This window comes from Deinococcus hopiensis KR-140, assembly GCF_900176165.1.
Classification (GTDB): Bacteria; Deinococcota; Deinococci; order Deinococcales; family Deinococcaceae; genus Deinococcus; species Deinococcus hopiensis.
Genome location: NZ_FWWU01000004.1, coordinates 49903 through 70792, shown reverse-complemented (window position 1 = coordinate 70792; position 20890 = coordinate 49903). Strand labels below are relative to the sequence as shown.

Below are 20890 nucleotides of genomic sequence, written 5' to 3'. Positions count from 1 at the left end.
CTGAGTGTGAGCCCGGCTGCTCGGCACAGCGGTGCAGCAGAGGTGCATCGTAACGACTCTACCGCCGGAGCCGAAGAGACCTGTCCTACAGTTTCCTCCTCCCCTCTTGGGGGTAGCGAGCAACATGCCCCCTGTCACCGCGTCACACTCATCTGCCTCATGCTGAAGGTTTGTCGGCGGGAACAGTCATGGGGAGATTAAGGTTCCTTCAGGGGACAGGGGGGGCGCGGGAGGGTTCCCCACTTCCTTCCGCCCCCGGCCTCCTCTCCCCAGACCTTCAGAGCGGGAGAATGCACGGCGCGTGGGGGACGGTGGGACCGATTCGCGGGAGGGTTCGGAGCGGCTCCTCGCCGCTGCCCCCGCCGGGTGGAGCCCTCTTTTCCCGCTGCGCACGCGGTAGCCTGAAGGGGGAGGCGGGGCGCATGACGGGTCAGAGCGAGCGGGTGTGGGGGCAGCAGGCGCTGGACACCCCGCAGGGGAATGGCGCGGAACTCGTGCAGGCGCTGCACGCCCTGGACCTGATGCTGCAGCATGCGGCGTGCCTGCTTTCGAGCCTGCCGTGGGAGCGCGCCGACGACGAACCCGAGTTGCGCGAACGGCTGGCGGGCCTGAGCTGGCGTCGGGAGGTGTTTGGTCGGGAGGTGGCCCAGCTCCAGACCCGCGGTCATCCTTTCAGCCCGCAACACGCCCGTCTCCTGTCGGTGGCCCGCCACGAGACCGAACACCTGCGCCGCGAGATCTGCCGCCTGGGCCAGGGCCTGTACGGTACCCGCCGTCCCGAGGAACGCCATTGACCCACCCGGCGCCCGAGCCGCTGCTCCCCGGCCGGCGTGCGGTCCTGGTCCGCCGTCTGGAACGGGCGCTCGCAGCGCAGGGCGCCGGGACCGTCTCCTCCGGAACGCTCGAGGAGGCCGTGGAGCAGTGGGCCGCGCAGGGCGGTTCTTCCACTGCCCTGCAAGCGGCGTTGCGGGGCCTCTTTCCCGCCGGGAAAGGCGGACCGCTGCCGCACGTGGCCTGGGGAATGCTGGGCGTCCCCGCCCCTGGAAGCGTCGCCCTGGGGGCGGCGCGGGAGGCCCGGCTGACCCATCTGGCCGAGCTGCACGACGTGACCGGTCCGGCGGTGGTAGAAGGGCTGGGAACGCGCCTGTCGGGAGAGCCTCACCTCGTAACGGACCTGCTGCGGGCGCGGCCTTGGCTGATGGAGGCCCAGACGGGCGGGGCCACAGCCATGCTGGGGGCCGTGTTCCGCAGCGAGTGGGCGGGGTTCCTGGTCCTGCTGGGTGAATTCGGCCCCTGGGCGTATGTGTCCAGCGTGGCGGACCTGCAGCGCCTGTCCCGGCACTACCGCGGGCTGGTGGAGGCGGCGTCACGCTGCCCGCCAGGTCAGGCCCTGGAGGCGGCCCTGCGGCTGACGCTTCAGGCCCCGGACCTGCCCCTGCTCGTCCGGCTGGAGGTGACCGATTACCGCTCGGGTACACGGCCGCGCAAAGCGGCGGCGCAAGCAGCCCCCCACCTGGCCCGGTTGGAGGAAGCGTTCTGGGCGGCGGCGCGTGGACAGGCGCAGCGGCGACGTGACGAATGGGCGGCGAGCCGACGCGGGGGGTGAAAACCGGCTCGACTGGCACGAAATTTGGACTGTGGAGACGGAAGCCGCGTGGTAGACTTTCTTCAGAGACCCGCGAGCAGGACCCTGTGCGCCCGGGAAGTGTGGGTCTCGTTGGACAGGAGCCGCAGCGGCTTTTGCCAGCAAGGGGCGCAGGCACGTGATCGGCCAGAGACAGAACACCCCCATTTCTGCCGTTTTCTAGCCTGATTGGGGGAAGCGCACGGAGGCTCCGTGCGAGTAAGGTGGGACTATGGCAGTGGTGTTGATCGTTCTCGTCCTTGTGGCAGTGGCCGTCGCGGTGATGGTCTCGCGTTCCTCCTCGAAGAGGTCCAAGCCCTCGTCCTCCGCACCGACCGTTTCAGACACGCCGGTCCAGCGCCCTGCCGCACCGCAGGTGACGGCCGCTCCTTCCCGGCAGGCGGCGCCGACCGCCCTCGCGGACGAGGACGAGCAGGTCCGGCAGGAGATCGATCCCCGCGCCCTGGCTGCTGCCCGCGCCGCCGTAACCAAAGACGTGCCCGACGAGGTGCTCAGCGACGCGCTGCAAGACGCCTCGCCCACGCAACTCGCCCACCTGTTTGCCGCCGTGCCGGCTGACGTGATGGCGGCCGCCATCGGCAGCGGCGGCAAGAAGGGACAGGAGCAGGCCCGTCCCGAAGACCTCGCGCAGTTGCGGGGTGCGGGCAACGCGGTGGACGACCTCGAAATCTGGGACTTCGGCAAGAACGACTGAACAGTCCACCGGACCCCGGGGTCCGAACCGAGGGAGACCTGCCCCGTCGCTGGGGCAGGTCTCCCTCCAGCGTTCTAGCGGACCTTGACCGTGCGGGTCTCTTTGGGGAAGGCGTAATTCATGCGCAGCACGAGGTCCTGCTCGTAGTTGCCGAAGCGGCGGCCGAACAGGTTCAGACCCGCGCGGTTGCGGGCGTCGGGCTTGACGCCAAGCCGCACACGGATGTGGTTGCTGCCGGTCAGCCCCAGCGCGTCCAGCGTGACGGACGACAGGCTCTCTCCGTCGATGAAGGCCCCTTCGTCACGCACGATCCAGTGTTTCAGGAGGCCGTAGGAGGTCTGGTCGTCGTTCCACCAGGAGGGCGTGAGGCGGGCGCGCTGGCCACCGAAGTCGCCGGGGCTGGTCCAGGTGCCGACCTCCACACCGTTGATCCAGAGGGTGAGGTCACTGGGCCAGTCGGGGTCGTACTGCGGGGCCTCGGAGCAGACTTCCATGGACAGGTCAATCTGGGTGGGCAGGGCCCCGTAGGGGAGGTTGTTGGGAAACACATAGTCGAGGTGACCGTGTCCGCCGAACCACAGGATCTGAGCGTACACGTGGTCCGGCTCGAAAAAGGAGCGCGGATCGTCCAACATGCCGATAATCTTGGTGTCCGACGCCAGGCCGCAGGTGGGCTGAACCTCCACGTGTGAGTAGTTGCCGATGGGCATGGTGACGGTCACCTGGTCCGACTGCGCCTCCACCCCGACCCCGGGCATCTTGAAATTCACCTCGTCGTACCGGCGCGAGCACAGCTTTTGCGAGCCGCGGGTGCCAGGCTCGTACTCGACGGTGATCAGCCCCGCGCTCAGCAGCTGGTTGAGGTTGAAATTGACGGTGGAGTGAGGCAGGTTCAGCGCCGCGGCGAGTTCGGAGACGTTCATCGCGTTGTGCGTGAGCAGGCTCAGGATCAGCAGACGGGTCTCGTTGGCCAGGGCCTTGAGGACCGGCAGGGCACTCTCGCCTTCCAACATCAGGAGGCGGCTTCCAGAGGCGGGCATGGTTCTCCTTCCGTGCTCGGACCGCTCACAGCTGTGCGCGGAGCACTCAACCTCCAAATCTTACCCTGAAGTTGTGAGTTACGGAAAAAAGATGCAGGCGGGGGGAGCGCCGCGTCACCAGCGGCAGCTCACAGCAACAGACGCGCCATTCCCAGGCGGGCGGCCACCTCCGCATGATCCTTCCACATCACCTGAACGCCCGGACAGCACGCCTTGAGCGCGGTGGGAAAAGCGGGGCTGATCCGCAGCGCTCCGCCGGTGGCGATCACCGGAAGCGGCCCGGTGCGCGCCTGAACCCGCTGGGCGAGTTGCGCGAGTGATCGCGCCGCGTCGTCCAGAAGCCCGAGCGCCACCCCATCGGCCCGGTCTGCCGCGCGGCCCACCGCAGGGGCCAACCGGGCCACCGCCGCCGCGCCCGGCGTGCCGTAGGCAAAGCTTCGCAGCGTGTCCCAGTCCAGACGGCCCGTCACGGCCGCGACCTCTGCCGCCAGCAGAGATGTGGGCTCCTCGCCCCGGTCCAGGACGTCGGTGATTCGGCGCAGCGCCTCGCGCCCCAGGCTGAACCCCCCACCGTCGTCCCCGATGCGGTACCCCCGGCCCCCGGCGCGCACGACCTCGCCGCTCGCCCCCACATGGTAGGCAATGCTTCCCGTGCCGGCATACAGCAGCACGCCCTCACCCGGCGCGAGGTGGGTGCGGTAGGCGAGGTCCAGGTCGCCCTCCACCGAGGTTCGGCTCGCGGGCAGGGAAAAGGGGCGGGCCAGCGCGTCCCGGACCCGGTTGGCGGCGGGCGTGCCCTGTGTCAGCCCGGGCACACCCGCGTGCAGCGCCTCCGGGAAAAGGGGAAGCGCGTCCACAAGGGCCGCAAGCGCCGCTTCTCCCGCCCCGGTTTGGAGCAGGGCGGCGGTCAGGGGCGGCGCCGTGCCCCGCGCCAGCACCTCCTGCCCGCGCAGCAGTGCCCATTTCGTCCCGCTGCCGCCGGCGTCGAGACCCAGGGCGAGGGGCAGGTCCGGCATGTCAGCGGCTCTGGGTGTCGGCGGCGTCGCGCAGGGCGTCTCCGAAGAAGTTAAAGGCGAGCACGGCGAGAAAGATAAAGAGGCCGGGCGTAAGCAGCCAGGGATACAGGCGCAGGGTCTGGAAGTTCTGCGCGTCCTTGAGCAGCAGCCCCCAGGAGGTCATGGGCTCCTTGATGCCCAGGCCCAGGAAGCTCAGCGCACTCTCGCCCAGGATGTAGCCGGGCAGGGCGAGGGTGGCGGTGACGACCAGAAAGGAGCTGAGGTTCGGGGTAATGTGCCGCAGGATGACCCGCAAGTCACGCGCGCCAAGCGCCTGCGCCGCCGCGACGTACTCGGCGCCGCGCGCAGCGAGAACCTGCCCACGCACCACCCGCGCCAAGCCGGCCCAGCCGATCAAGGACAGCACCGCCACGATGCCCAGGTAGACCCAGGTGCTCGGCCAGCGGGCCGGGATGAGGGCAGAGAGCGAGAGCAGGATGGGCAGGCGGGGAAACGAGAGCAGCACCTCCACCACCCGCTGAATCAGGTTGTCCACCCAGCCGCCGAAATAGCCGCTGATCCCGCCCAGCAGGACGCCGATGGCAAACGAGATCAGCACGCCGATCACGCCCACCGTCAGGCTGACCTGCGCGCCCACCAGCGTGCGTGACAGCAGGTCACGGCCCAGCTGGTCGGTTCCCAGCGGAAAGAAGGTGTGGCCCTCCGGCACGCCGAAGAGGTGCAGGGTGGCTGACAGCCCCAGAAAACGGTACGGCTCACCACGCACGAACAGGCGGATGGGAATGGGGGTGGTGCGGTCCTCGACGCTCTTGCGCGCGAAGGTCACCGGATCGCGTACCTGCTTGAAGCCGTACACGAAGGGCGCGCGCAGGCGGCCACCTTGCACGATGTGGACCCCCTGCGGAGGCTGGTAGCTGAAGTCTTCGTGCTGCGCGGTGATGGAATACGGTGCGAGAAAGGGCGAGAACAGCGCCATACCGTACAGCAGGGCCAGCAGCCAGCCACCAACCACGCCCAGGCGAGACTTGCGGTAGCGCCGCCACGCGAGCTTCAGGGGGGAGGGCGCGGCGGAAGTGATGGAGCGGGCAGTCATGGGCAGCTCCGCCCATAAAAACGTGCTGGATTGTCCCCAGGTTCTGATCTCCACCGCGTGAGGCGGCCCGCACGCCCACACCACGCCTGCACATGGGTCTCTCCGATCATTGGTACCTCACGCGCGGGTCTGCCCACGCCAGCGCGAGGTCCGCGAGGAGGTTGCCGATCAGGAGCAGCAGGGCGCTCAGCATCAGCAGCGTCAGCGCTGTGTACTGGTCCTTGTTCAGCAGGCTGTCGTACAGCAGCGGCCCGATGGTGGGCAGGTTCAGCACGATGCTCACGATAATGGTGCCGCTGATCAGCGAGGGCAGACTCAGGCCCGCCAGGCTGATGAGGGGATTGATGGCGTTGCGAACGGCGTGCCGCCAGATCACGCGGTTTTGCGGCAATCCCTTGGCCCGCGCCGTGCGGATGTAGTCCTGCGTCAATACGTCCAGGGTGGAGGCCCGCATCTGACGCATCAGCCCCGCGACGCCCTCGAGCCCCAGGGCCACCACCGGAATCCACAGGTGGGCGAGCAGGTCTACGACCTTTGCCCCGGACCACGGCGCGTCGATCATGTGGGGGCTGAAGAGGCCGCCCACATTCTTGCCTCCGAATTGCAGCACGAGCGCCACGAGCAGCAGCGCGGCCAGGAAATCGGGAATGGCGAGACCCACGTAGCCCAGAAAAGTGGCGACATTGGCGGCCACGCCATGCCGGTTGAACGCCGTGTAGAGCCCCAGAGGCACGGCCACCAGCCATGAGAACAGCAGGGTCAGCAGGCTGATAAACACCGTCCAGCCCAGCAGGTCCCCGATGACGGTCACCACCGGACGGTTCTGCATGAATGAGAATCCGAAGTCCAGCCGGGTGACCACGCCCCACAGCCAGCGCCCGTACTGCACCAGTGGGGGCTGGTCCAGGCCCAGCTGCCGGCTGATGGTCTCTACCGTCTCCTTCGTGAAGCGCGGGTCTTCAAGGTACTGATCGGTGAAACTGCCGGGTTGCAGCTTGATGACGGCGAAGCACACCGCGCTGATTACGAGCAGCGTGGGAATCATGCCGAGGATGCGGCGCAGGGTGTAGGTCAGCATAGGAGAAAAGGGGTGAGGGGTGAGGGGAGCTGCGGCTCTGGCTTTCCGCCTCGGCCTCTTTTTGACTCACGCCTCACCCGTCACGCGTCACTTCTGGTAGATCAGCGGCACCGGGTTGTAGCCGGGGATCACGCCGAGGTTGTAGATGTAGTTGCCGTACTTGTTGCTGATCGCACCAATGTTCTCGGGCTTGGCAATGGGCGTTACCGGCAGGTTCTGAGCAAACAGCAGCTGCCAGCGGGTGTACAGCGCCTTGCGTTTGCTGCGGTCGGTCGTGGTCGCCGCGTCGTCGAAGACGTTGTAGATCTCCTTTTCCCAGGGGAACATCTTGCCCACGTTGGGCTTATCGCCGTCTTTGGCAGGCTGCAGCTCGCGGTGCCAGTAGTACAGCGCGCCGCCCGGCTGCCAGATGGGCTTACGCAACTCCGGATCGGGCTGGTCTCCGAACGCGTGGAGGATCATCTCCCAGCTGCCGCTCTGCCCGGTCGAGAGCAGGTTTTTCACCAGGATGCCCTTCAGGTTCACCTTCACGCCGATCTTGGCGAAATCGTTCTGGATGATGGTCGCCATGGCTGGGTAGACGCTGGAATCTGTGCCGTAGGTCAGGTCGAATTCCAAATTCTTGCCCCTGGAAATTTCGCGGATGCCGTCGCCGTTCGTGTCTTTGATCCCCAGGGCGTCGAGCGCGGCCGCTGCGGCCTTGAGGTCAAACGTTCCGAGCTGCCGGGTCGTGTTGACGTACCAGTCCTTGTTGGCAGGCGCGACGCCGTGTCCGGGCAGGCTGGCAAGGCCGTTGTACACCGTGTCGATGATCCGCTCCCGGTTAAGCGCCAGCTGCATCGCCCGGCGGAAGCGAACGTCGCTGAAGACCTTGGCGAGCGCCGGGTCCTTGGCATCAAAGTTGTAGGCCACGAAGGGCGGAGAGCCGAACAGCGCGGTCGAGCGGATCACCTTGAAGGGAGCGCCGGCCACCTCACGGCCCTTGATGTCGGGAAACTGCGCCCCGGTGATGTTGAGCTGGTCGAGGTTGCCCGCCAGGAACTGCGCGACTTGCGCCTGCGGATCGCGGATGATCAGGAATTCCAGTCGGTCGAGGTACGGCAGCCGTGTGCCCTTCGCGTCCACCTTCCAGTAGTTGGGGTTTTTGACGAGCGTGACCTTCTGCCCCGCGGTGTAATTGCCCAGCTTGAAGGGTCCAGTCCCGACGATCTCCGCTTCACCAACGTTGCTGGGCCAGGCGGTGTTGATATCGGCGGGCTTGGCCCCACCCTCGATGGAATACTTGAGCAGCTTGTGCTTGGGCATGATGAAGTACCGCTGCTGCAGCAAGAAGGCCGGGGCCGCGCGGGGCAGGGTAAACCGCACGGTGTAGGGGTCCACCTTGCTGACCGTCACGTCCTTGCCGTCAAGCTTGAAGTTGCCCGGATCACCCGCGCGCGCCTCAGGGTTCATGATCATGTTCTTGTAGGTGAACACCACGTCGTCGGCGTCGAAGGGCTGACCGTCGCTCCACTTCACACCCTGACGCAGCTTGAAGGTGTAGACCTTGCCCCCGTCGGTCACAGTCCACGACTCGGCCAGGGCAGGCTCGATCTTGTAGTTGGCGAAGTTGAACTCCACCAGGCCGTCGAACATCTGCTGCGCGACCAGGCCGAGATTGTTGTCGATCACGCCGTAGTAGTTCAGGCTCTGGGGACTGTCTCCCAGGACCAGGGTGTAGGTCCCGCCGGGCTTGCCGTCGGTGATTCCGAGGCTGCCATACCCGCTGACTTTTTTGGATGCGGCGGAGGCGTCTCCCAGAGCAGCGGCCCCCAACAGGGCCAGGGTCAGAAGGGCGAAACGGGTACGGCTGTGCATGGGTCAACCTCCAGCGGGAGACGAAACGAAAAGGGCCAGCGAGCGGTGGAAAAGACACCCCAGCATAAGACCAGTTCAATGCCACTTGCAAGCCACCTCCGAGATTGTCAGGATTGGTCTTGAAGTGGTACGGTATGAGCGATGACCTCCTCGCCCTCGCTTTCCCCGCTGCCCTGGGTGTTTGCCCTGGACCCGGGAAGCGCCACGCCGGTTTACCTGCAGGTCGCCCAGGGGCTTACTTCGCGGATCGAGAGTGGCGTGCTGGAGGGCGGCGCCGCCCTGCCGTCGGAGCGCGAGCTGGCCGCCGAACTCGGTGTCTCGCGCGTCACGGTGCGGCAGGCGCTGACGCTGTTGGCGCAGCAGGGCACGGTCACGCGGCGTCACGGCAGCGGCACCTTCGTGAATCCACCCGCCCGTGAGCGTGCCGAGCGGCCCCTGGGGCAATTGACCGGCTTTTCGGAAGACGTACGCTCCCGGGGCCAGGTGCCCGGCGCGCGCGTGCTGGGGTTCGAGTGCACGCGCCCCACCCCTCAGGAAACGATGACCCTGGCCCTCTCCCCCAGCGAGAAGGTGTACCGGGTGCGGCGGCTGCGAACGGCGGATGGCGAGCCCCTCGCCGTGGAAGAAAGCGTGTTGCCCGCCGCCCGGCTGGGACCGCTGAACGAACGTGAAGTCACCGACACCAGCCTGTACGCCCTGCTCGCGGCCCGGGACCTCTCTCCCGTGCGGGCAGTGCGCCACCTGCGGGCGGTAAACGCTGCGGGTCAGCTGGCTGGCTGGCTGGGCGTGCCCGTGGGCGCGGCCCTGCTCGCCACCGAGCGCGTGTCGTGGACGGCGGGTGGGCACCCCATCGAACACGCCCACGCCCATTACCGGGGAGACCGTTACGACTTCGTGATGGAGCTGCAGGCCGGAGAAGACGCGTGAGCCCGCGCGTCCTGGGCCTGATGAGCGGCACGAGTGCCGACGGCATCGACGCGGCCCTGCTGGAGCTGCCCGGCTGGCCGGATCTGGGGCGCGCAGACCGCTTCCCCGAGTTGCCCGCTGGTGTGCCGCGCGGACGGGTACTGGACCACAGCTTCACTCCGTTCGCACCGGACTTGCGCGCTGCCGTGCTGGCCGCCACGCGCAGCTCGCTGCGCGTGGCGGAGCTGACCCAGCTTCACGCCTGGCTCGGCGAGGCGCTGGCAGCGGCAGCGGCCCCGCTCGCGGCTTCGGCGGACCTGATCGCCTCGCACGGCCAGACGGTGCAGCACCACCCCCGGCCGGATCCAGCCCGCGGCTGGACCCGTCCTGCCACGCTGCAACTGGGCGAGGCGGCGCTGATTGCCCAACAAAGCGGCAAACCCGTCGTCGCTGACTTTCGGCCTGCAGACCTGGCGGCGGGCGGCGTGGGCGCGCCCCTGGTGCCCTTCGCCGACTGGGCGCTCCTGGGCGAGCAGGGGGTGCGGCGGGCCGTTCACAACCTCGGCGGGATTTCCAACCTGACGTATCTGCCCGGCACAGCCGGAACGGACGTACTTGCCTTCGATACGGGTCCGGGCAACTGCCTCCTCGACGAGGCGGCCGCGCAGCTGGGTCAGACTTGCGACGAGGACGGGCGGCTGGCCGCCTCGGGGCAGGTCCATGCGGAAACGCTGGCGGCGTGGCTGGCCCATCCCGAGCTGCAACAACCTCCGCCCAAGGCCACGGGACGCGAGGTCTGGACACTGGACCGGCTGCCCCGCCCAGCGCCCCTGAGCGTGCCCGATCTGGCCGCCACCGCTACCGCATTTACCGCCCGGACTGTGGCCGACGCCTACCGCCGCTGGGTCGTTCCACGTGGACTGGACGAGGTGGTGGTGGGCGGCGGCGGAGCGCGCAACCCCACGCTGATGAAGGCGCTGGGTGCAGCGCTGGCTCCCCTCCCGGTGCGGACGTTCGCAGACGTCGGTTGGGCCGCATACGGCTTCACGGACGCCACGCGCGAAGCGGCGGCCTTCGCCTTTCTGGGCTACGCGCGGGCCCAGGGGTGGACCAACACGCTGCCGCAGGCAACGGGCGCGCGGCACGCCGTTAGCGCCGGTCACCTCCTGTTCCCCCCACCGGGAGGCGCACAGTGACGGTGCCCCCCTCTCCCCTGTCGCCCGATCCCCGGCGGACGGAGGGCGTTCACCCGGACCACACAGAACTGGACCGCCTGGACGCGTCGGCGCTCGTGCAGGCGTTTGTGGAAGACCAGCTTGGAGCGGTGGAGGCCGTGCGGGCAGCGGGCGGCGCGATCGCGGAGGCGGTGGACGCGGCGCTGCCCCGCCTCGCGCGTGGCGGGCGGCTGGTGTATGTGGGGGCAGGCACCAGCGGGCGGCTGGGTGTGCTCGACGCCACCGAGCTGACCCCCACCTTCTCCTGGCCACCTGAACGCGCGGTGGGACTGATCGCCGGAGGAGACCGGGCCATCCGGCAGGCGGTGGAGGGTGCGGAAGACAACGCTGACGCGGGAGCCGCCGACATAAGGGGCGCGGAAGTGGGCTCCGACGACGTACTCATCGCCATCGCTGCGAGCGGCACCACCCCCTACGTGCTGGGCGCGGTGAAGGCGGCCCGGGAGAGGGGCGCGCTGACGGTAGGGGTGGCGAACAATCCCGGCACCCCTCTCCTCGCAGCCGCAGACTGCGCAGTCCTGCTGGACACCGGCCCGGAAGTGATCAGCGGCAGCACCCGCCTGAAGGCGGGAACCGCCCAGAAAATCGCCCTGAACACGCTGTCGAGCGCCTTAATGGTTCAGCTTGGCAAGGTGTACGGCAACCTGATGGTGGACGTGCAGTCCAGCAACGTCAAGCTGGAGGAACGCGCCGTGCGCCTGACCTGCCACGCAACGGGCGCGTCCGAGGCGCAGGCCCGGCAGGCCCTGGCCGAGGCCGGCGGACACGTGAAAACCGCCCTGGTGATGCTGCGGCTGGGAGTAGGGGCGGGTGAGGCGCAAGCCCGGCTGCAGGCGGCGGGCGGCCACTCCCGCGCCGCTCTGGGGGAAGGATGATTCCAGGGCGGACGCAGGCACTTCTGGCGCAGGCGCTGGAGGCAGGCCTGTGCGGCGCGGCCCTCGGCGTGGTGACGGCGGGCGGAGGGCGGGACACCCTGTTTCTGGGACAGGCGGCGCGCGAACCCGAACTGCTGCCCCTGACGGAAGACACCTTCTGGGACCTCGCCAGCCTGACCAAGCCGCTGTTTACGGCGCGCGAGGTGCTGCGGGCCTCCGAGGAAGGTCTGATCGATCTCGACGACACGCTGGGTACGCACTTGCCCGATCTGGCGTGGATGCAGGAAACCGGCCTCAAAAGCCGGACCCTGCGGCAGGTGCTCACGCACTCGGCCGGACTGCCTGCTTGGGCTCCCCTCTACACCTGGGGCGACGCCGCGCTGATCCGGGCGCGCGTCTTGCAAGAACCCTGGCACCTCACCCCACCAGGCGAGGTGGTGTACAGCGATCTGGGGTACGTCTTGCTGGGCCTGCTGCTGGAACGCGTACGTGGACAGGCCCTCCGTGACTTTACCCTGCCCCCAGGCCTCACCTTTACCCCGGACCCCTCCCACAGCGCCGCGACCGAGCGCTGCCCATGGCGCGCGCGGGTGCTCCGCGGCGAGACGCACGACGAGAACGGCTTTGCGCTGGGCGGCGCGTCGGGGCATGCCGGCCTTTTCGGCACCCTGGCCGCGGTGCTGGACCAGGCGCAGGCGCTGCTGCGGGGCGGCTGGCTTTCTCCGGCGGCGCAGGCAGCGGCCGTGCGCCTCCACGTGCCGGGCCGCACGCTCGCCTTCGTGGCCCCCCAACCGGGCTGGAGCGGCGGTGGCCTGTGCAGCCCGAACGCTTTTGGTCACACCGGCTTTACCGGCACCGGCTTCTGGGTGGACCCGGAGCGGGGCTTGGCGTGGGCGCTGCTCACCAACCGCGTTCACCCTTCGCGGCATACCTCCACCGACATCCAGGCGCTGCGGCGGGCGGTAGGCAACACGCTGCTGGCGGCACAGGGATAACCGCAGGGCCAGGGAGCGTCTCCCACAAACGGAAAAGCGCTCCGAACCCGGAGCGCCCATGGTGTGGTGCGGCTTACTCGCTGGCGTCGTCGCCGGTCAGGCCCAGGGAAGACTTCAGGGTGCTGGCGACCTTGAAGGCGACCTTCTTGCCGGCAGGGATCTGGATACGCTCGGAGGTGCCGGGACGCACGCCGGTGCGGGCGGCGGTGGCCTTGACGCTCAGGGTGCCCAGGCCGGGCAGGCCGACGCTCTGGCCGCCCTTTACGGCGTCCACAATCACGCCCAGCATGGCGCTGACGGCCTCCTCGCTCTGCTTCTTGGTCAGGCCGGTCTTGTCGGCGACCAGTTCCACGAGCTGGGTCTTGGCAATCTTGCCGCTGCCCTCGCGGCCTTCCTTGCGGGGAGCCTCAGCCTGGGCGGGGGCGGGAGCCGCCTTGGCAGCGGTCTTCTTGGCGGGCGCTTTCGTCGATTTCTTCGTCATGGTGAGCAGCATGACATATGCCGGCCCGCACGTGAAGAGGGGGCAGAACCGCGGAGCCGCGCCAGCACACGTTTCCCAATGAGTGAAAACTCTTTTTAACGTCCAGGACGACGTTTTGCTAAAACTTCATCAAGTGGGCGTGGGAAGTGCGGCCTAAACGGTGTCCAGCCGCTTTGGAGATCTGAGCGGCTCAGCCCCGCAACAGTTTCACGGCCCGCACCACGTCCTGCGGGGTGACCGCTTCGCCTGGCTGCGCGCGGCAGCCCGAGGCGTACTGCTCCAGGATGGCTTCGCCGGAGGCGTCAAGGGCGCTGCGAATGCCCGAGAGCAGCGTCAGCACCTCGTGGCAGTCGCGGCCCTCCTCAATCATGCGTTGCAACCCACGGACCTGGCCCTCAATCCGGCGCAGCCGTTTGAGAATGCGTTCGTCGGCCTGGGTAAGGGTGGGTGGCTCTGGCGTCATCACGGTCCTTTCGGAGAGCAGCAATTCCACCGAAACATACCCCCCCGGGATAGGGAAAGGGTGAGACAACGGGGTGAGCGCGCCCACAGCCGGGCTTGCGGCCGAGAGGGAGACCCTCGCCCCTCCCGTATGCCGCGCCGGTGAGGGCCCCACGCGTGCCGATCCTTCCCGTCCGCTCCGGGGGCCAAACCGAAACGAACGCCCGGGTTCCGCCCCGCTTTTCTCAGCCTCCGGGCCTCTACCCTGGGCCATGCACCGCGCCTTTTTGCCCCTGCTTTCGCTGCTGAGCGCGGGAACGGCGCGTCCTGCCCCTGCGCCCTCCACCACCTTCTCGCACGTATTCGTCATCGTGCTGGAAAACCACAGCGAGGAGGCCGTCATCGGGAACCCCGCGTTGCCGAAACTGGGGGCCCTTGCCCGGCAGGGGGCACTCGCCACGAACGACCACGGGGTGACCCACCCCAGCCTGCCCAACTATGTGGCCCTGATCGCCGGCAACGACTTTGGCAGCCACAGCGACGACGCCGGGCAACGCTTCCGGGGCCGCACCCTGCCCGATGAACTCGAGGCGGCGGGACTGACTTGGAAGGGCTATTTCCAGTCGCTCCCCTCAGCGGGATTCTCGGGAGCGTTCGGCGGGCCGCTGTGGACCTACGTCAAGCGGCACAACCCGTTCCTGCTGTTTCCCAGCATCGCAGATCGTCCGGCGCGGGCGGCGCGGGTGGTGCCCCTGCCGCAACTCGCCCAGGACCTGCGGACCGGGCAGGTGCCGAACTTCGCCCTGATCGTGCCGGACCTGTGCCACGACCTGCACGGCAGCCTCGCGTGCCCGGGAAGAGCGGCGCTGAACGCGCGGGCCGACACCTTCGTGGACGCCTGGGTGCAGGCCATTCGGGCGAGCCCAGCGTGGGACGCGCGGGCAGCCATCGTAATCACCTTCGACGAGGCCGAGGGGAACGACCTGCGCGGCGGTGGAGGCCGGATTCCAACCATCGTGCTGACGAAACGTGGGCCGCACGGCGTGCAGAGCGCTGCGCCCTACACGCACTACAACCTGTTGAGGACGTTGACGGACGGCTTCGGCCTGCCGCCCCTCGGCCAGAGCGCACGGACAGCGCCCATGACGGAATTGTTTTTCCGCCGGGGGACGGGGAACGTGGCCGCACGTTCCACACCGGGCCACCGCTGAGTCCGTCGGGTACAGTGCGGGCATGAACCAGGAAACGCGCGGCGCGGTGCTGATTTTTAACCCGGGCGCAGGGGGCCGCCGGGGCGTGACGCCAGAAGCGCTTGTCGGGGCTCTGGCGGAGAGCGGCTTCCGCGCCGAGTACCGGCCCACCGCCTGCGAGGAAGACCTGGACCGCGTGCTGGAGGGCGTAACAGGCCCCGTGTTTGTCGCGGGCGGCGACGGTACGCTGCGCGGCGTGGCCCTGCGGCTGCTCGGCCGCCCCGGCGCGCAACTCGCGCCCCTACCGATGGGCACCTCCAACAACGTCGCGGCAACGCTGGACCTCACTGACCGGACCCTGGACCTGGCCCACGCCTACCGTGACGCCTCCACCCGCCCGCTGGACGTGGGCCGCGTCACCGCGCCGTGGGGAGATGACGTCTTTCTGGAAGCCTGCGGCTGCGGAGCCTTCGCCGAGCTGCTGTGCGCCTACCGACCGGACGAACCCAAAAGCCCGCTGCGCGCGGTCGGCGCCCTGGTCTCCACCCTGACCTCCTTCGAGCCGCTGCCGCTGGCCCTGGCGGTCGACGGCGAGGCGCACCCCGGGGAACCGGCCACGGTGCTGGAGGTGATGAACATCCGCGCCACCGGCAACGGTCTGCGCCTCGCCACAAACGCCGATCCAGGTGACGGCCTGCTGGACGTGGTGCGTGTGGACGCCCTGAATTTGGCCGAGTGGGTGGCCTCGCTCGCCGCACTCGCCCGCGACGAGTTCGAAACCTTACCCACGGTGCAGACGCTGAATGCCCGCCAGGTGGAAATTTCCTACACCGGCCAGGTCTTCCACGTGGACGGTGAGGTGCGTCCCGCGATGCCTGGCGTAACCGGACAGGTGCGGATCGAGGTGCAGCCGGGGGCGCTGACGCTGCTGTTGCCCCGGGAATCAGTTCAGTAATTGGGAGGAAGCGGCTGGAAGCGCGCCGTAATAGTCCTCCAGCAGGGCAAACACGTCGGGCGAAAAGGCCCTCAGCTGCTCCGGCACCTCGAAGTACAGTTCGGTGGTCACGGCGAAGAACTCGGGGGGGCTCGTGGCGGCGTAGGGATCGATGGGGGCAAAACCAAACCACAGCGCCCGGCGCAGGCGCTCGAGGGCCGCGCCCATCACCCGCGTCCAGCGGGCGTAGGCGGCCCGGTCCCGCAGCAGGGGCACGCCGTCGGGGGGACCGTCCCCCCCGTCAAGCTGATGAGCGAATTCGTGCAGGACGACGTTTCGCCCTCCGGGATCTTCATACAGCGCCGCTTCCACGGCGTCCCAGGCGAGCACAACGCTGCCCCGGTGCCACGACTCGCCGACGCGAATCACGGGCTCCTGCTGCACCACGCCGCCGGGAAGCACCCGGGTGAAGGCCGAGACGAAGGCGCCGGGATACACAAAGAGGGTCTGACAGTCGGGAAAATGGGTGGGCGTGTGGTGCAGCTCCAGGCGACACGCCTGGGCGGCGATCACCACCCGCATACGGTCTGTGACCTCCAGGCCGCCGCAGCCCACGAACGCCTTCTCACCCAGGAAAATCTGGATGCGGGTCTGCAGCCGCACCTGCAACTCGGGCGGCAGGTGGACGTACCAGGGCACCTCCCGCTCAAGAACGCTCAGCCAAGCGGTGGGAAAGGGTTGCCGGAGAACGGCCTGACGCCGCAGGAATCGAAACATGAGGCTCCCGGGGGGCGGACGGAAAACAGAACCGCCTCCTCTTGTCTTACTTTATAAAACAAATCGGTTCAAAATGTAAGTCCTGGCAATGTGAAGGTCACGGCCGTTCCCCGTCCAGGCTCGCTCATCACGGCGATAGTGCCGCGGTGGGCCTCGACGATGGATTTGCAAATGCTCAGGCCCAGACCGCTCCCCCCCGAGGAGCGGGAGGTGTCGGCGCGGTACAGCCGGTCGAAGACGTGGGGCAGGTTTTCGGGAGCAATGCCGCTGCCGGTATCTGCCACCCGCACCCACAGGGACCCGCCTTCAGCCGCTGCCTCCACCTGCACCTCACCGCCCGCCGGCGTGTGCGCCAGCGCGTTGGACAGCAGGTTGTGAAGGACCCGGGTGATGCGGCCGGGGTCGAGCTCGGCGTGCAGGCCACCCTCTGGCAGCGCTGCGCGGAGGGTCACGCCCCCGGCGGCGGCGAGTTCCTGAAAGGGGGCCACCGCCTCACGGATCAGCGCGGTCACATCGGTGGGTTCGCGGCTGACCTGCAGTTCACCCGCGTCGGCGAGGGCCAGAAAGCGCAGGTCGCCCACCAACCGCGCAACGTTGCCGGTTTCGCGCTGCAGCCGCCGCAGCCGCTCGGGAGTGGACTGAAAGGTGCCGTCCAGAATGCCCTCCAGCGTGCCTGAGATCACGGAGAGGGGCGTATTGAGGTCGTGCGCGATGTCAGCGGTCAAGCGGCGGCGGGCCTGCTGGTTGCGCAGCACGTCCGCGTGCATCTCGCCAAACGCCCCCAGCACCTCCCCGAACTCGTCGCTGCGCGTGTGTGCCAGAGCAGCGGGGGCCTCCCCACGTTGCAGCGCGTGGATGCCGCCCAGCAGCTCGCGCAGCGGCCGCAGCAGCGTGCGTGAGATCAGCACCCCCAGCAGGGCGGCGAGCAGCGCTGCGCCCAGCATGGCCCAGGCGATGGCGCGGGTGGTGCGGGCCAGGAATTCCTCGCTGCGCCGGTCCGTCCTCGGCCGCAACCCCGAGGGCAGGAGGTAAGCCACGGTGCGGCCAGCCACCTGCACGGGCGTGGCCCCCGCCGCGCGCTGACCCGTTACCTGGACACCAGCGGGCAGGTCCGGCGTTCCGAACACCGCGCGGTACCCTGTGTCCAGCACGGTCCAAGGCGTGCGGAAGCGGAAGCCGTCGCCAGGAACGTCGGTACGCGGGCCGCCAGGATTCCCGGGGCGGGGAGGCTGTCCCTGCCCTTGCCCCTGCGCCGCTGGGCCCTGGCCCGCAGGGCGGAACCCGTTCAGGCTGCCGTGCGCCTGCACGTAGGCCTGCACCTGCGCGGCCAGGTCCTCGCGGGCCTGCTCGCCCAGCAGCGCGCTGAATTCCGAGCGGGTGGAGGCCGCCGAGATAAAGCCTACCGTACCCAGCGCGGCGGCGGCCACCAGCACGAAGGCCAGCGTGAGCCGCCAGGCCAGCGTCTGCCAGAAGGGCCGCCTCACGGGTGAAGCTTTCGGCCGCCAGTCGCCAGCGACCAGCAGGATGCGGGGAGGGTCCGGGTCATGGCGTCAAGTCTGGGTTGAGGCGGTAACCCACGCCGAACACGGTTTCGATGAAGCGGGGTTTGCCGGGTTCCTCCTCCACCTTGGCGCGGAGGTTTCGGACGTGTACGTCGATGGTGCGCTCGGAGCCCAGCGCTTCTTCCTGCAGCTGCTCCAGCAGTTCCAGGCGCGAAAAGACCCGGCCTGGCAAGCGCAGCAGGGCCGCCATCAGCTCGAACTCAGACCGGGTGAGGTCTACCCGGGCCCCGCGCACGGCAAAGGTCCGGGAGACCGAATCGAGTTCGAGTTCTCCGGCGCGCAGGGTGGTGGGCACGCCGGGTTCCTGGCCCCGGCGCAGGTGGGCGCGCACGCGGGCCAGCAGCTCGGCCATGGAAAAGGGCTTGGTCACGTAGTCGTCCGCGCCGAGTTCAAGTCCCAGCACCTTATCGAGTTCGGTGTCCCTGGCGGTCAGGAAAATCACGGGGACCTGCTCGGTGGCCCGAAAGCGGCGCAAGAACTCCAGGCCGTCCATGCCGGGCATCATCACGTCCAGCAGCACGAGGTCCGGGCGGGTGTGCCGAGCTTCGAGCAGCCCTTCCTGGCCGTTTGACGCCACGCGCACCCGGTAGCCGTGTTCTTCGAGGTACTCGCGCACCAGCGTCCGCACCCCGGCGTTGTCTTCCACGATCAGGACGGTTTTCACAGGGCCTCCAGGCGGGGGAAATGCGGACGCAGGAACGGGAAGGGGGGCAACCGGGAAAGGAACATGGGCAAATCTGGCATACCGGGTGGGCTGGCGTCCCGGGCACGAACCGGGAAACGGAGGCGCTGGGCCCCCCGTTTCCCGGCTGGAGGTTTAGCGGCCCTGGGGGGCAGCCATGAGGTCCACGATGACCTGCTCACCGCCGCGCCCGAACACGGCGAACTTCGCGCCCTGAGGGGCCTGCGGAAGGGCGGTGTTCCGGCCGTCTGCCTGGCCCAGCTGCACTGTCCGGATGGCCTTGCCGCCCGCCAGAGGGTCACCCGCGTAGTAGGTCACGGCGCTCGCGCCCCGCCCCGCGCCACCATCCGGGCCGCCGGGTCCGCGTGTGCCGCCGTCCATCCCGCCGCCGTTCCTCTGACCATCGGGAGCCACCTGACCGTTGCGTCCACCGTCCCGCGCTCCGCCGTTCTGAGGCCCCGCGTTCCGTCCGCCGCCGTTCCCGTCCTGACCCCGTCCCCCCGGGTCGCCCTGCCCCAGGCCGCCAGGTTCCGCGTCACCGCGGTGGGGCGCGTTCTGGGAGCTGCTCAGGTTCACCACCCGCCGTCCGAACGGGGTGGTGATAACGGCGTGGGTTGCGCCCTTCGGAGCGTTCTGCGCCAGGGGATTGGCGCCCTGCTGCGCCCCCTCTTGCCGTCCACCCTGAGGACCGTCTGCCGGCGCCGTCACGGTCTTGGTGCTCAGGCGCTGGCCGCCCTTCAGGGGGTCTCCGCTGTAGTAGGCGACTTGCATGGCCTGGCGTTCCGGGCGCTGCTGCCCAGCCTGGTTCTGCGCCCCCTGGGCCCGCCTGCCCGCCTGCGCGGGGGCCACACGCTGGGCCTGGGTGGGTGCATTCGCCTTGGTGGTGGCGGCGAAGGCGGTGCCCGTAACGCTGGTAAAGAGGGTGGCGAGGATCAGGGGGGTCAGGACGTTCTTCTTGTTCTGCATGGCGTTTCTCCTCTGGATTCAGGTGCGGGAAGACGCTTCTCCGCTCACCTGGGCCGGAGTATGGAAGGCCGGCATTCAACGCCTGGGTAGAAGATGTTCAGAACTCGGGTAGACCCACACGCCTGGCCGCGGGCTTGCCCCCGCAACTCCGAACCTGGCGTGATGGTCGGGCGCGGAAGTGGCCCGTACCCCCAACGGCCCGCCCCTGTTCCGGCCGCTGGAGGGCTTGCCTTCTCCCGGGCTGCATGGTACTTTACCGGTACAGCACTTTACCGCTAAAGTCCTACCGAAGGGAGAAGCGTGACCGAGGTCCTCACCAAGACCACGGTGACTCTGGCCGACGTCGCCCAGACGGCCGGGGTCTCCAAGATGACCGTCTCGAACGTGATCAACAACAAGCCTGGCATGACCGAGAAGACCCGGCAGCGTGTGCAGCAGGCCATCAAGGCCACAGGCTACGTGGTCAACCCCGCTGCCCGGGCACTGGCAGGCAAACGCAGCAACATGATCGGCGTGCTGACGCCGCGCCTGAACTGGCCCTTCGTGTCCGAGATTCTGCACGGCGCGAGCGTGACCGCCGAGGCCGCTGGACTAAACCTGGCGATTTTCACCACCGCCAGCAACGCGCAGCTGGAACGTGAACGCGCCACCATGCTGCGGACCATGGCCGACGGCGTGCTGCTGGTCATCCCCACGGAAGACGAACACTCCATCTTCAGGGACGCCGTGCCGGTGGTTACCCTGGGCGCACACGGACAACGCACCGTGCAGGTCGACAACCACGCGGGCGGACGCCTCGCCGCACAGTACCTGACGGGCCTGGGCCACTGCCGCATCGCCCACATCACGGGGCAACACAGTCACCGCCCGGACGCCCAGGAACGCGAGGAGGGCTTTCTCGCCGGACTGCGCGAGGCCGGGGTGGAACCCAGGCCCGAGTACCTGCAGGAGGGTGAATTTTCCGAGGAGGGCGGCGAGCGCGCCGCCCAGCGGCTGCTGAGCCTGCCCGAGCCGCCCACCGCGATTTTCGCGGCCAACGACCGCTCGGCGATCGGGGCCCTGCGCGCCGCCGGGGCGCAGGGCGTGCGGGTGCCCCACGACCTCTCCATCCTGGGCTTCGACGACATCTACGCCGCTCGCGTGACAGATCCGCCCCTGACCACCATCCGGCAACCCCTCGAAGAGATGGGCGAACGGGCGGTCCAGCTGCTGATCGACCTGATTCGCAGCGCCGCTCCCCCCGAGTCCCACATCCTGTTCCCGGCCACCCTCGTCGTTCGCAGCTCAACCGCGCCGCCCGGACAGGAGGCCAGCGTGGGTCCCTAGGCCTGCCCGCCCACTCCCCCTCTTCTCGCGCCCGGCCTGTTGCGCAACCCGTCCGTCTGTCCGGCCCTTCGCCCTCCACTCCACACCGAGGTCTTAC

The 20890-nt window shown here is 68.6% G+C and carries 21 protein-coding genes; 10 read left to right on the top strand and 11 right to left on the bottom strand.

Annotated features, from left to right (window positions below):
* Positions 1–422: 422 nt before the first annotated feature.
* The 3 genes from B9A95_RS03620 to B9A95_RS34995 all read left to right on the top strand — a co-directional run bounded on the left by B9A95_RS03620 (position 423) and on the right by B9A95_RS34995 (position 2339).
* The gene (locus B9A95_RS03620; protein WP_084045587.1) at positions 423–794 is read left to right on the top strand and encodes a hypothetical protein; all 372 of its coding nucleotides are present in this window, start codon (positions 423–425) and stop codon (positions 792–794) included.
* Positions 791–1606, top strand: coding sequence for a hypothetical protein (locus B9A95_RS03615; RefSeq protein ID WP_084045586.1), 816 nt, complete (start codon positions 791–793; stop codon positions 1604–1606). The genes B9A95_RS03620 and B9A95_RS03615 overlap by 4 nt, the downstream gene beginning before the upstream one ends.
* 250 nt (positions 1607–1856) lie before the next feature.
* Positions 1857–2339, top strand: coding sequence for a hypothetical protein (locus tag B9A95_RS34995; protein ID WP_245808118.1), 483 nt, complete (start codon positions 1857–1859; stop codon positions 2337–2339).
* 74 nt (positions 2340–2413) lie between these two features.
* Here the strand turns inward: B9A95_RS34995 and B9A95_RS03605 are convergent, their stop codons facing one another.
* The 5 genes from B9A95_RS03605 to B9A95_RS03585 form a co-directional block, all read right to left on the bottom strand.
* Positions 2414–3379 carry an ArsR/SmtB family transcription factor gene (locus tag B9A95_RS03605; protein ID WP_084045585.1) on the bottom strand — a complete coding sequence of 322 codons (966 nt, stop codon included), beginning with the start codon at positions 3377–3379 and terminating at the stop codon, positions 2414–2416.
* A gap of 128 nt (positions 3380–3507) precedes the next feature.
* A complete protein-coding gene (locus tag B9A95_RS03600) occupies positions 3508–4395 on the bottom strand; it encodes an N-acetylglucosamine kinase (protein WP_084045584.1) in 888 nt (295 codons plus the stop codon).
* 1 nt (position 4396) lies between these two features.
* Positions 4397–5488 (bottom strand): ABC transporter permease, encoded by a 1092-nt coding sequence (locus B9A95_RS03595; RefSeq protein ID WP_084045583.1) that lies wholly within the window; start codon positions 5486–5488, stop codon positions 4397–4399.
* 106 nt (positions 5489–5594) lie between these two features.
* The gene (locus B9A95_RS03590) at positions 5595–6566 is read right to left on the bottom strand and encodes an ABC transporter permease (RefSeq protein ID WP_084045582.1); all 972 of its coding nucleotides are present in this window, start codon (positions 6564–6566) and stop codon (positions 5595–5597) included.
* An 87-nt stretch (positions 6567–6653) separates the two neighbouring features.
* The gene (locus B9A95_RS03585) at positions 6654–8423 is read right to left on the bottom strand and encodes an ABC transporter substrate-binding protein (RefSeq protein ID WP_084045581.1); all 1770 of its coding nucleotides are present in this window, start codon (positions 8421–8423) and stop codon (positions 6654–6656) included.
* 141 nt (positions 8424–8564) lie between these two features.
* Here B9A95_RS03585 and B9A95_RS03580 point away from each other — a divergent pair, with 141 nt between their 5' ends.
* The 4 genes from B9A95_RS03580 to B9A95_RS03565 are packed head-to-tail and all read left to right on the top strand — an operon-like array spanning position 8565 to position 12434.
* Positions 8565–9350 (top strand): GntR family transcriptional regulator, encoded by a 786-nt coding sequence (locus tag B9A95_RS03580; RefSeq protein WP_084045580.1) that lies wholly within the window; start codon positions 8565–8567, stop codon positions 9348–9350.
* Positions 9347–10525, top strand: a complete 1179-nt coding sequence (locus B9A95_RS03575) for an anhydro-N-acetylmuramic acid kinase (protein ID WP_084045579.1) — start codon at positions 9347–9349, stop codon at positions 10523–10525. The genes B9A95_RS03580 and B9A95_RS03575 overlap by 4 nt, the downstream gene beginning before the upstream one ends.
* Complete coding sequence (gene murQ / locus B9A95_RS03570; protein WP_084045578.1) at positions 10522–11439, top strand: N-acetylmuramic acid 6-phosphate etherase; 918 nt, start codon at positions 10522–10524, stop codon at positions 11437–11439. Before B9A95_RS03575 ends, murQ begins: the two co-directional genes overlap by 4 nt.
* Positions 11436–12434 carry a serine hydrolase domain-containing protein gene (locus B9A95_RS03565; protein WP_084045577.1) on the top strand — a complete coding sequence of 333 codons (999 nt, stop codon included), beginning with the start codon at positions 11436–11438 and terminating at the stop codon, positions 12432–12434. The genes murQ and B9A95_RS03565 overlap by 4 nt, the downstream gene beginning before the upstream one ends.
* Positions 12435–12507: 73 nt before the next feature.
* Here B9A95_RS03565 and B9A95_RS03560 read toward each other — a convergent pair whose 3' ends face one another.
* Positions 12508–12927, bottom strand: a complete 420-nt coding sequence (locus B9A95_RS03560; protein ID WP_084045576.1) for an HU family DNA-binding protein — start codon at positions 12925–12927, stop codon at positions 12508–12510.
* 178 nt (positions 12928–13105) lie between these two features.
* Positions 13106–13378, bottom strand: a complete 273-nt coding sequence (locus tag B9A95_RS03555; RefSeq protein ID WP_084045575.1) for a metal-sensitive transcriptional regulator — start codon at positions 13376–13378, stop codon at positions 13106–13108.
* 250 nt (positions 13379–13628) lie between these two features.
* Between B9A95_RS03555 and B9A95_RS03550 the strand changes: the two genes are divergently transcribed.
* Entirely contained in the window at positions 13629–14567 is a 939-nt protein-coding gene (locus B9A95_RS03550; RefSeq protein WP_084045574.1) for an alkaline phosphatase family protein, read from the top strand.
* Positions 14568–14589: 22 nt separating this feature from the next.
* Positions 14590–15501, top strand: a complete 912-nt coding sequence (locus B9A95_RS03545) for a diacylglycerol/lipid kinase family protein (protein WP_084045573.1) — start codon at positions 14590–14592, stop codon at positions 15499–15501.
* Here the strand turns inward: B9A95_RS03545 and B9A95_RS03540 are convergent.
* From B9A95_RS03540 to B9A95_RS33170, 4 genes are all read right to left on the bottom strand, one after another.
* Positions 15490–16257 carry a M90 family metallopeptidase gene (locus B9A95_RS03540; protein WP_084045572.1) on the bottom strand — a complete coding sequence of 256 codons (768 nt, stop codon included), beginning with the start codon at positions 16255–16257 and terminating at the stop codon, positions 15490–15492. The genes B9A95_RS03545 and B9A95_RS03540 overlap by 12 nt on opposite strands.
* Before the next feature lie 68 nt (positions 16258–16325).
* Positions 16326–17741, bottom strand: a complete 1416-nt coding sequence (locus B9A95_RS03535) for a HAMP domain-containing sensor histidine kinase (RefSeq protein ID WP_084045571.1) — start codon at positions 17739–17741, stop codon at positions 16326–16328.
* 58 nt (positions 17742–17799) lie between these two features.
* Entirely contained in the window at positions 17800–18483 is a 684-nt protein-coding gene (locus B9A95_RS03530) for a response regulator transcription factor (protein WP_084045570.1), read from the bottom strand.
* A gap of 153 nt (positions 18484–18636) precedes the next feature.
* Positions 18637–19467, bottom strand: coding sequence for a hypothetical protein (locus tag B9A95_RS33170; protein WP_084045569.1), 831 nt, complete (start codon positions 19465–19467; stop codon positions 18637–18639).
* A gap of 300 nt (positions 19468–19767) precedes the next feature.
* Between B9A95_RS33170 and B9A95_RS03520 the strand changes: the two genes are divergently transcribed.
* Positions 19768–20793: a LacI family DNA-binding transcriptional regulator gene (locus B9A95_RS03520; RefSeq protein WP_245808117.1), complete on the top strand. Its 1026-nt coding sequence runs from the start codon at positions 19768–19770 to the stop codon at positions 20791–20793.
* Positions 20794–20890 lie beyond the last annotated feature (97 nt).

What these genes read in the sequence shown, in the direction of transcription:
- B9A95_RS03620 (WP_084045587.1), top strand. Translation starts at nt 423, where the DNA reads ATGACGGGTCAGAGCGAGCGGGTGTGGGGGCAGCAGGCGCTGGACACC.
- B9A95_RS34995 (WP_245808118.1), top strand. Translation starts at nt 1,857, where the DNA reads ATGGCAGTGGTGTTGATCGTTCTCGTCCTTGTGGCAGTGGCCGTCGCG.
- B9A95_RS03605 (WP_084045585.1), bottom strand. Translation starts at nt 3,379, where the DNA reads ATGCCCGCCTCTGGAAGCCGCCTCCTGATGTTGGAAGGCGAGAGTGCC.
- B9A95_RS03600 (WP_084045584.1), bottom strand. Translation starts at nt 4,395, where the DNA reads ATGCCGGACCTGCCCCTCGCCCTGGGTCTCGACGCCGGCGGCAGCGGG.
- B9A95_RS03595 (WP_084045583.1), bottom strand. Translation starts at nt 5,488, where the DNA reads ATGACTGCCCGCTCCATCACTTCCGCCGCGCCCTCCCCCCTGAAGCTC.
- B9A95_RS03590 (WP_084045582.1), bottom strand. Translation starts at nt 6,566, where the DNA reads ATGCTGACCTACACCCTGCGCCGCATCCTCGGCATGATTCCCACGCTG.
- B9A95_RS03585 (WP_084045581.1), bottom strand. Translation starts at nt 8,423, where the DNA reads ATGCACAGCCGTACCCGTTTCGCCCTTCTGACCCTGGCCCTGTTGGGG.
- B9A95_RS03580 (WP_084045580.1), top strand. Translation starts at nt 8,565, where the DNA reads ATGACCTCCTCGCCCTCGCTTTCCCCGCTGCCCTGGGTGTTTGCCCTG.
- B9A95_RS03565 (WP_084045577.1), top strand. Translation starts at nt 11,436, where the DNA reads ATGATTCCAGGGCGGACGCAGGCACTTCTGGCGCAGGCGCTGGAGGCA.
- B9A95_RS03560 (WP_084045576.1), bottom strand. Translation starts at nt 12,927, where the DNA reads ATGCTGCTCACCATGACGAAGAAATCGACGAAAGCGCCCGCCAAGAAG.
- B9A95_RS03555 (WP_084045575.1), bottom strand. Translation starts at nt 13,378, where the DNA reads ATGACGCCAGAGCCACCCACCCTTACCCAGGCCGACGAACGCATTCTC.
- B9A95_RS03550 (WP_084045574.1), top strand. Translation starts at nt 13,629, where the DNA reads ATGCACCGCGCCTTTTTGCCCCTGCTTTCGCTGCTGAGCGCGGGAACG.
- B9A95_RS03545 (WP_084045573.1), top strand. Translation starts at nt 14,590, where the DNA reads ATGAACCAGGAAACGCGCGGCGCGGTGCTGATTTTTAACCCGGGCGCA.
- B9A95_RS03540 (WP_084045572.1), bottom strand. Translation starts at nt 16,257, where the DNA reads ATGTTTCGATTCCTGCGGCGTCAGGCCGTTCTCCGGCAACCCTTTCCC.
- B9A95_RS33170 (WP_084045569.1), bottom strand. Translation starts at nt 19,467, where the DNA reads ATGCAGAACAAGAAGAACGTCCTGACCCCCCTGATCCTCGCCACCCTC.